Origin of the sequence: Pacificibacter sp. (assembly GCF_039769035.1) — a bacterium.
Taxonomy (GTDB): Bacteria; Pseudomonadota; Alphaproteobacteria; order Rhodobacterales; family Rhodobacteraceae; genus Celeribacter.
In genome coordinates this window covers 1-8,905 of record NZ_JBDMZG010000070.1, presented here as the reverse complement: position 1 = coordinate 8,905, position 8,905 = coordinate 1, and the positions used below count along the sequence as shown (strand labels likewise).

The 8,905-nt window shown below is 50.8% G+C and carries 8 protein-coding genes; 5 read left to right on the top strand and 3 right to left on the bottom strand.

All coding sequences use genetic code 11. The features are described 5' to 3' along the window. Positions 1-53 precede the first annotated feature (53 nt). The 3 genes from ABF287_RS06775 to ABF287_RS06765 form a co-directional block, all read right to left on the bottom strand. Positions 54-1,982, bottom strand: a complete 1,929-nt coding sequence (locus tag ABF287_RS06775) for a TRAP transporter large permease subunit (protein ID WP_347184253.1) — start codon at positions 1,980-1,982, stop codon at positions 54-56. Between the two features lie 29 nt (positions 1,983-2,011). Further along, positions 2,012-2,779, bottom strand: coding sequence for a cyclase family protein (locus tag ABF287_RS06770; RefSeq protein ID WP_347184252.1), 768 nt, complete (start codon positions 2,777-2,779; stop codon positions 2,012-2,014). Positions 2,780-3,182: 403 nt separating this feature from the next. Further along, entirely contained in the window at positions 3,183-4,112 is a 930-nt protein-coding gene (locus ABF287_RS06765) for a VOC family protein (protein ID WP_347184251.1), read from the bottom strand. A 116-nt stretch (positions 4,113-4,228) separates the two neighbouring features. On the opposite strand from ABF287_RS06765, the gene ABF287_RS06760 reads away from it, so the two are divergent. From ABF287_RS06760 to ABF287_RS06740, 5 genes are all read left to right on the top strand, one after another. Then, on the top strand, positions 4,229-5,152 hold the full coding sequence (locus tag ABF287_RS06760; RefSeq protein ID WP_347184250.1) for a LysR family transcriptional regulator: 924 nt from the start codon (positions 4,229-4,231) through the stop codon (positions 5,150-5,152). 75 nt (positions 5,153-5,227) lie between these two features. Beyond that, positions 5,228-6,352 carry an FAD-dependent monooxygenase gene (locus ABF287_RS06755; protein ID WP_347184249.1) on the top strand — a complete coding sequence of 375 codons (1,125 nt, stop codon included), beginning with the start codon at positions 5,228-5,230 and terminating at the stop codon, positions 6,350-6,352. A gap of 16 nt (positions 6,353-6,368) precedes the next feature. Beyond that, positions 6,369-7,529, top strand: a complete 1,161-nt coding sequence (locus ABF287_RS06750; protein WP_347184248.1) for an alpha/beta fold hydrolase — start codon at positions 6,369-6,371, stop codon at positions 7,527-7,529. 127 nt (positions 7,530-7,656) lie between these two features. Then, positions 7,657-8,625: a fumarylacetoacetate hydrolase family protein gene (locus tag ABF287_RS06745; RefSeq protein ID WP_347184247.1), complete on the top strand. Its 969-nt coding sequence runs from the start codon at positions 7,657-7,659 to the stop codon at positions 8,623-8,625. 59 nt (positions 8,626-8,684) lie between these two features. Next, the gene (locus ABF287_RS06740; RefSeq protein WP_347184246.1) at positions 8,685-8,858 is read left to right on the top strand and encodes a DUF2218 domain-containing protein; all 174 of its coding nucleotides are present in this window, start codon (positions 8,685-8,687) and stop codon (positions 8,856-8,858) included. Positions 8,859-8,905: the final 47 nt, after the last annotated feature.

The window sequence follows — 8,905 nt, the reverse complement described above, 5'->3', positions numbered from 1 at the left end:
TTTTATGTGTGTCCCATCCGCAAAATTTTGCGGATGGTTTTTTTATTTGATCTCTAACCCATCGTTGACGGCAGCCAGAGCGAAAGCGCCGGAAATGCTACGAGCAGGATGATTTTGACCAAATCTGCGGTTACAAATGGTAGAACCCCACGCATTACAGTCGTCAGACGCACAGTTGGATCGATGTTCTTAAGGATAAATAGGTTCATCCCAAACGGAGGCGTAATCATGCCAATTTCCACCACTACCAGCATCAAGATACCCCAAAAAACCATGTCGTAACCCAGATCCAGAACGATCGGTGTGACAACCGGTAGGGTGATAATCATAACGCCAAAGCTGTCCATTACAGATCCTAGCAGTAAGTAAATGATGATCAGAACAAGCAAGACAACGATAGGCTTTGCATCAAGACTCGAGATCCAAGCCCCGACCATATCGGGCGCGCCCCCAAGGTTCACAAAGAAACCGAACATTAAGCCGCCAAAGATCAATGCATAGATCATAGCAACAGTTCCCGTAGTTTCAGAGAAAACATTCAGGATGGACTCGCGGGTCAGGCGACCGCGTACAAATGCCAGCAAGAAAGCACAGGCTGCGCCAACAGCCGCACTTTCCGTGACAGTGAATATTCCCGAATACAATCCGCCGATCACAATACCAAACAGTGCTACCACAGGTCCCGCCCCAAGGAGAGCATCTCGTATTTCTGTCAGCGAAGCTTTTTCGGCAGTAGGCGCGGCCTCCCGATTCATGGCAACGGTTATGAAGACCGCGGAAAAGTATAGCACAATAGCCAAGACGGCAGGGATCATTGCGGCAATGAAAAGTTTGCCGATCGACTCTTCGGTGAGCAAAGCAAACAGAATAATCACACCCGATGGTGGTACAAGCGCACCGAGGGTACCGCCTGCGGCGACAGTTGCCGTTGAAAGTGTCGGGGCGTAGCCCAGCTTTTTCATTTCTGGCAATGCCATTCTACCAAAGGTTGCCGAGGTGACGATTGAATTGCCTGACACAGCGCCAAATCCAGCGCAGCCCGCGATCGTCGCATAAGCTAATCCACCGCGAAAACGCCCAAGCAAAACGTGTCCAAGGCGGAACAAATCAGACGAAACACCCGCCACAACAGCGAACGCCCCCATGATTAGGAACAAGGGCAAAGTCGCGACTTGGTCATTTCTCAAGAACGACGCCGCGTCACCGGAAAAGGTGTTAACAGACGCATCGAAACCAATTACCCCAAAAGTTCCCATAATCCCGATACCTGCGGTTACTGTTGCCAAAGGGATTTGAGCAAATACACCCAACCAGAGCATTACAAATCCGATAAGGACCGTGACGCCCGGGTGCATCTGAACAAAGTCCATCAGTAGGTCCGGATCAAAGATTGCAAAATAACTGATGGTCAAAACCGCGAAAGCCAAGATTGCTACCAAGACTAGCACAATTGGATGGGATTTATCCTTGGATGTTTCCCGAAGCGTTCTTTGAATATCACCATTAATACTGACAATCTGAACAATCGCAGCCGCCGCCATCGAAGTAGCAATAGCGTAATAGATCGGAGTAAGCGGCAACACTAGAAGCGCGGTTGCCCTTCCTTGCGTCCCGTATTTGCTGGCAATTCCGTACAGGCTCCAAGCCAACACACCATAAAATAGCAACAACATTACAGATGCAACCACGTTGAGCCAACCCGACAGGCGCGGGCTAGTCAATTGAGCAAAGAGATCAAGCCTCAGATTGACTCGATGCGCTGCACCAGCTGGCATGGTTGCTGCCACAGCGACCGCAAATGTCAGAGACATGATTTCATTGAGCGCATAAACGGCACTGCCGAAAAGCCATCGGCCAAGAACGTCAATTACGATTACAATGGCTCCAGCCAAAATACCCGCAATCGCAACCATGGAAATGGCGCCGGTGAATTTCCGTGCCCAAATCTCTGGCGTTGTCAATTCTTCTGATTGTTTTTTCATGACATGATCCCTTAAGCGACTGCACTTTTTTATAAAAGTGCTACGGGGCGGCACCAGCCTGCTGAACCCTTCGCGACTTTAACCGGAAGCGCGATCACTTCAAAACCGGTACCAGGCAACTGATCCAGATTGGCTAGCTTTTCCATGTGACAATAGACAGAATCGGCTCCGGCTTTGTGACCCTCCCAAAAGATCGACCAATCGCCGGTTTTACGAGCGCGATCGACCTGGGTTGCCAAGGGTGGATCCCAACTCCAGGCATCTGTGCCACAAACACGCATGCCCCGTTTGGTAAGGTAAAGCGTTGCCTCGCGTCCCATGCCGCACCCCTTTCCAACATAATCAGGCTTGCCATATCGGGCACCTGCAGCTGTATTCACAAGTACAATATCACCCGCCTGAATTTCGTGCCCAATACGCGATAATTCAGCTTCAACTTCCGCAGCGCTGATTGTATGGCCGTTTGGTTTGTCTCTGAAATCCAGCTTTACGCCACGACCAAAGCACCAATCCAAAGGCACTTCGTCGATGGTAATCGCCCGCTCGCCACCGTTCATTGTCGGGTGATAGTGCCACGGCGCATCCATATGCGTCCCATTGTGGGTTGTGATCTCACAACGCTCGACCGCCGCGCCTGCATCATCGCGCAGCACGCCTTCTGGCAGGCCAAAAAACTGCGAAAATTCTGCGGCACCGGCTTTGTGATCGACATAGGTGATTTTGGGGCCCAGACCGGGTGGGTCCGAGACCACCTGATCGGTTAAAGAGACCGAAAGATCTATGATTTTACGAGACATGTTTTCTCCCAGAAATGCGTTTATGTTTATGCTTAACTCCGGATCTCAGGGCGCCGATCTGGCAAGTCCGCCAAGTTTGCGACCACATTTCCACCCTGAACTATCGTCGCCAGCTTTTCCAAACTCTGTCCCAAGCAAGGCCCTAAAGTACATTTTCCATCGTCCACTTCGAACAAAGCACCGTGCGCGGAACAGATTATCTTGTCTCCACCTGCGTTCAGAAACTCGTCCTTTTTCCAGCCCAGCCTCGTCCTTCCGTAGTGCGGACAGACATTAATAAAGGCTCGCACACGATCGCCCTGGCGTACCGCAAAAACCAACGCACGGCCACGCATGTCGGGCCAAAGCCCCTTTGAACCGCCATCCTCAATCTCGTCCAACCGACAAAGTGTTTGTTGAACGCTCACTTTTTAACCTGAGGTGGACCACCCGGCGCCCATTTTTCGACGTTTTCAAATAGAAACATCTGCGAATTCTCAGCTGATAGTTCAGTCTCGCGGTTGATCCAGTCGCCATCGTGTTTGTCCATATCAGCGTCAAATTCACAGTTTACACCCATTGGTGATGAAAAATACCAGAACCAGTTTGACCCAAACTTGTGGCGGCCCGGACCCCAGAAGCTTTCAAAACCTTTTTTTACCATTCGGCTACCCGCAAGCATCAACTCAGTTGGCCCTTTCATATGGAAAGCCAAATGCTCAATACCCTGCATATATGGCGGGGTCTGGATCATGAAAAAAACATGGTGGTCGTCATTGCCCTGAGGTCGCAGGAACGGACCCGTATTTGTGAACTTGTCTGTCACAACAAATCCTAACCGTTCGGTATAGAACTTTGAACATTTCTCCATATCCGGCACAAAATAGACAATATGGCTAAGCGTGCGGGGTTTGGCTTCTGCATCTTCGTTCGAACCCAACTCGTTCGGCCCACGGCCAGGTTTCGCTCCGGGGGAATTGATCATCTCGGCTGGGAGAGACAGTTTAATGCGACGGGTGACTCGAAAGGCAATTTCGAAATCCAGATCATCTTTGCAAAATAGTGTTCCATCTTCCGCCTTGTGAACGTCACGGTCCTTGGACAACTCCGCTTCGATTTGATCCAACGTCACTTGATCCGCAACGCCCCAAACCGTTTGGCGAAGTTTTGTGCTTGTCGGTAGTGGTGCTGGTAAGCTTGGGTCGTCCTCGGCGCAAATCCTTAGCCCGGTTTTATCAAGGGCTTCAAACAAGCCCGTTTCAGTTTCCGTCAATCCAAAGGATAACAGGAATTCTCGACACGCTTCGACATTATCAACACCAAATACCAGTTCGTCTGGACCAATAATTTGCATCCGGCTCTCCTCAATTTAACAGATATGACGCTAATGAAGCTACATGCATTTCAAAAATTGTAATTTTGGATGCTATGCATTTATATTGCAAATACACTAATCCTAGGAGATGACTCGTGCGCTTCAAAAAACTGGACCTCAATTTGCTTGTCGCTCTAGATCACATGCTGGAACTTCGTTCTGTCACCGCTGCCGCAGACAAAATGTTCATGAGCCAGTCTGCGATGTCCAACGCACTAACGCGACTTCGGACTTATTTTGATGATCCGTTGCTCGTGCAAGTGGGTCGAAAAATGGAGCTAACGCCACGGGCGGATTCACTTCGCCCCGCCATTCGCGATATTTTAGTGCGCACCGAAGCGGCAATTGACATCGCACCTGCATTTGACCCCACGACAACTGATCGGACATTCAACTTGCTTTTATCAGACTACAGCTTGCGAATTTTGATGCCTTCCATCTTACGCTTGGCGAAAGAGCAAAACGCAAAAGTGGGTTTCAATCTAAAGGCACAGACAACCACGCCCTATCTGCAGCTTGAGCAAGGTGAAATAGACATTTTGATTTCCCCCGAGGATTTCGTATCGCACGATCATCCATATACTCAGTTGTTTGAAGACGAGTATGTGGTTGTAGCCTGGAAATATGGTACATACGGGGAGACCACTTTAGACAATTCCACTTATGAGTCAGCCGGGCACATTGCCATGATTCCACCGCAACAGGCACAAACAGTCGACAACCGCGTTTTGAGCGAAGCGGGTTTAGCGCGGAACATCCAAGTGACTACTTTTTCATTCTCGACAATTCCCCACCTCGTCAGCGGCACCAATCTATTGGCAACAGTTCATAGACGTTTGGCAGAATCTATGATTAGTCAGGCAGAGCTGACAATTCACCCGTTGCCTAGCAAAGCGTCCAGACTGCGTCAAATGATGCAATGGCACACATATCGGGACAGCGACCCCGGAATTATTTGGCTGCGCAACTTGGTTCAGGGGGCAGGTCAAAGCCTTCCAAAGCATTCACGTGCTCGATAATACTCATTGTACCTTTCAATTTTTAAAATACACTAGATCGACATAGAGTTTCCCCAAGTTGGGAGGAATTTACTAATGGACATTGGCAAAACACTCATTATTGGTGGTGGGATCGGCGGTTTGACCGCAGGTATTGCGATGCGCCGCAAAGATATCCCAGTCGAAATCATCGAGCGTGACGCGTCTTGGACCGTCTATGGCGTTGGGATCATCCAACAGCTGAATGTTGTGCGCGCAATGGACCAAATCGGAGCGCTTGACGCTTTCATAGCCAAGTCATTTGGTTTTGATAGGACCACGATTTTTGCAGGTCCAGCCGGTCATAAAGTTGCCGAGTTCGATACTCCGCGCCTTGCTGGCCCGCAATATCCATCGAATGTCGGTATTCGCCGCACCGATCTGCAAACAGTCCTTGCAGACAAAGCAAAAGAAGTCGGCGTAGAAATCCGCTTGGGTCTTGCCGTTGAAACAATGAACGACGATGGTTTGGGCGTTGATGTGACCTTCTCTGATGGTTCGTCAGGACGTTATGACGTGGTCGTTGGCGCAGATGGCCTATTCTCGCAAACCCGCGGGATGATCTTTCCTGATGCACCAAAGCCTAGGTACACCGGGCAGTGGGTATGGCGCTATAATCTGCCCCGTCCGGCTGATCTGGACGGAATTCACGTTTTTGCAGGCCCTTGCAACGCGGGTCTTGTGCCGATGAGCGAAGATTTGATGTACATGTTCCTGGTCACCGCCGAGGAAGAAGGCCTAAAAGTTGAGGTTGAGGGAGCCGCTGCAATGATGCGCGAACGCATAGGGCATTTGGCGCCCCCCCAAATCAAAAATTACGTCGACCAGATCACGGATGACAAAGGTGTTGTCGGACGCCCGATGGAGGTCATTCTTATCGAAGGCGAGTGGCACAAGGGTCGTGTCGTCTTATTGGGCGACGCCCTGCACGCGGCAACGCCTCACCAAGGTCAGGGTGCCGGTATGGCAATCGAGGATGCATTGGTTTTGGCCGATGAGATCGAAGGCTCAGACGACTTGGAAACAGCATTTAAGGCCTACAAAGCACGCCGCTGGCACCGTGTCGAGCAAGTTGCGGTGACGTCGATCAAAATTGGTGACGCACAGATGGGCAAAATCGAACCAGTCGATGTTGGCGCGTTGACTGCACAGACCTTGAAACTGGTCGCTGAACCAATCTAACCGGAGACCATTTCAAATGGCTATGTTTGACTATTTTCCAAACTATGTTTGGAACCTATCGGTATCTATCGCTATGGCCAGTGGAGCTGAGCTTGGCGAAATCATGGATATGTGCCAGCCCCTTAAAGAAAAAGCTGATACAGGCGAAGACGCTGGCACAGGAGATTTTTTAAAGGAATGGATGAAAGTTGCCGACAAGCTTGTCGAACTGGCCGGAGACGACGAAAATAATGGACGGCTATTGTCAGCTGGACCTAAACTGCAACGAGCCGCGTTGTATTATCTGACAGCTGAACGGATGCAGGGCCACGGCCACCCGGGGCGCATGGAAACCTTCGATAAGGCGTTGTCCGCATTCTCTAAAGGAACCTCTTTTTCGAAAGACAACGTCGAACGGGTAGAAATTCCTTATGCCAGCAAGATGCTGCCAGCATTATATACAAGGGCTCAGCGGGCCGTTGGCCCTGCCCCAACGGTCGTTTATTTGAACGGTTTGGATAGCTGCAAAGAGTTACTCTATTGGTCACGTTTGCCACACGCCTTGGCTAAAAGAGGTATTTCAACACTTTGTGTCGATCAACCCGGAACCGGAGAATCTCTGCGTAAACTTGGGTTCCATGCCCATTCTGATAGCGAACTATGGGGAACACCAATTTACGATTATCTTGCCGCGCGTGACGATGTGGATTCTCATCGCATCGGCATCACAGGCATTTCGCTTGGTGGCTACTATGCTCCGCGCGTTTGTGCCAACGAACCACGCTTTGCGTCCGGTGCGGTTTGGGGTGCCAACCACAATTGGGCCGAAGTTCAGCAAAGGCGCTTGAAGCGCGAAGGCGAAAACCCAGTTCCACATTACTGGAAACACGTTGAATGGGTGTTCGGTGCCGAAAATTCGAATGACTTCTTTGAAAAGGCCGAGGGCATGCACCTGAATGGTCAGATGGAGAAGATCAAGGTTCCATTTCTTGTCACACACGGCTCTAACGACCGTCAGATTTCACTGGACTACGCGCATCAAAGCTATGACCAATTGGTGAACTCGCCGCGGCGCGAGCTTAAGATCTTCACCGACCGCGAGGGCGGTGTTGAACACGTTGGCGCCGACAACATGAGCTTTGGGCGAGAATTTATCGCCGATTGGTTCGCCGAAACCCTTGGTGGGCGCTTATCGTGAGCTACAAGCTTTACGCTGTACCAGCTGCCTGCTCTCGTATGCCTATGATGGCACTTTCACAATCTGGGTCAGATCAACTCTGACCCAGCTATGCTGATATAAAACGCATTGTAAAACAGGAAACGTCATGAGATTTGCAACATTGCCCAACGGAAAACCTGATGGAAGGTTGCATCTCGTTAGCAAAGGCAACGCGCGGTGTGCCTCCACCAAAGCGGTTCAAACTCTGCAAGAGTTGATGGAAGACTGGGACAAATACGCTCCGGCTCTGGAAACCGAGTATGCAGAACTGAACACAGGTGGAGGCTCTGCCTTTGATCCATCTCAAGCGCGTGCGCCCATGCCGCGCGCTTGGCAGTGGCTCGACGGTTCGGCCTACGACAGCCATGGCGATCTGATGCAGACCCTTTTCAATCTGCCTCCTAACCCACGGGGTCGCCCTTTGATGTATCAAGGGATGTCTGACACGTTCTTCAGTGGTACCGACGATGTGCCGTTACCAACAAAAGAAGACGGTATAGACTTTGAGGGCGAATTCGGCGTCATCTGCGACGCGGTCCCGATGGCGGCAGACGCAGCTACCGCAGCAAAACACATCCGCCTCGTGGTTCAAATCAACGACTGGTCTTTGCGCACGCTGGCTCCAATTGAAATGAAGACAGGCTTTGGCTGGATCCATGCAAAACCCGCTTGTTCGATGGCTCCAGTTGCGATCACCCCAGATGAATTGGATGAAGCATGGCGCGACGCACGCGTAGATTTACCGTTGGTCGTCGACCTAAACGGCACCCGGTTCGGAGCGCCCGAAGGCTACGCAATGTCCTACGGCTTTGACCAACTGGTCGCCCATGCGGCCCAAACTCGCAATTTGGTAGCTGGAACGATCATCGGCTCTGGAACAGTTTCAAACGAAACCTTCCGTGAAATCGGATCGACCTGCATATCCGAACGCCGTGGCATTGAGATGATGGACAATGGTGAAGTTAAAACGCCTTACATGTCGTTTGGCGACCGTGTGCGCATGGAATGCAAAACCCGAGATGGCCAACCGCTGTTTGGCGTCATTGATCAAGTTGTTGTCAAAGCAGACGCTTAAATCACCACGTATCCGAGGCGCACAGAAACTTGCAGACTATTTAAATACTAGGAAACTTAATGAACCATCACCCAAAATCACAAGCCGCTGGACGCGCGCAAACCCCCTCTGCAAGCCGATATTTGCAACAACTCTGCAAACACTGGTCTAGGAAGGGAAAAGCGGAGTTTGATGCATCCAAAGGGTGCTGTCAGACAAATGAGAACTCGCATCGGATTTCTGGCGCAGCCTGAACCTATGCGCTCAATAGTTGGCGCCACTCAGTAAGAGCAGCGCTTCG

Coding starts and splice junctions, on each gene's coding strand:
- ABF287_RS06775 (WP_347184253.1), bottom strand. CDS start 1,982: ATGAAAAAACAATCAGAAGAATTGACAACGCCAGAGATTTGGGCACGG.
- ABF287_RS06770 (WP_347184252.1), bottom strand. CDS start 2,779: ATGTCTCGTAAAATCATAGATCTTTCGGTCTCTTTAACCGATCAGGTG.
- ABF287_RS06765 (WP_347184251.1), bottom strand. CDS start 4,112: ATGCAAATTATTGGTCCAGACGAACTGGTATTTGGTGTTGATAATGTC.
- ABF287_RS06755 (WP_347184249.1), top strand. CDS start 5,228: ATGGACATTGGCAAAACACTCATTATTGGTGGTGGGATCGGCGGTTTG.
- ABF287_RS06750 (WP_347184248.1), top strand. CDS start 6,369: ATGGCTATGTTTGACTATTTTCCAAACTATGTTTGGAACCTATCGGTA.
- ABF287_RS06745 (WP_347184247.1), top strand. CDS start 7,657: ATGAGATTTGCAACATTGCCCAACGGAAAACCTGATGGAAGGTTGCAT.
- ABF287_RS06740 (WP_347184246.1), top strand. CDS start 8,685: ATGAACCATCACCCAAAATCACAAGCCGCTGGACGCGCGCAAACCCCC.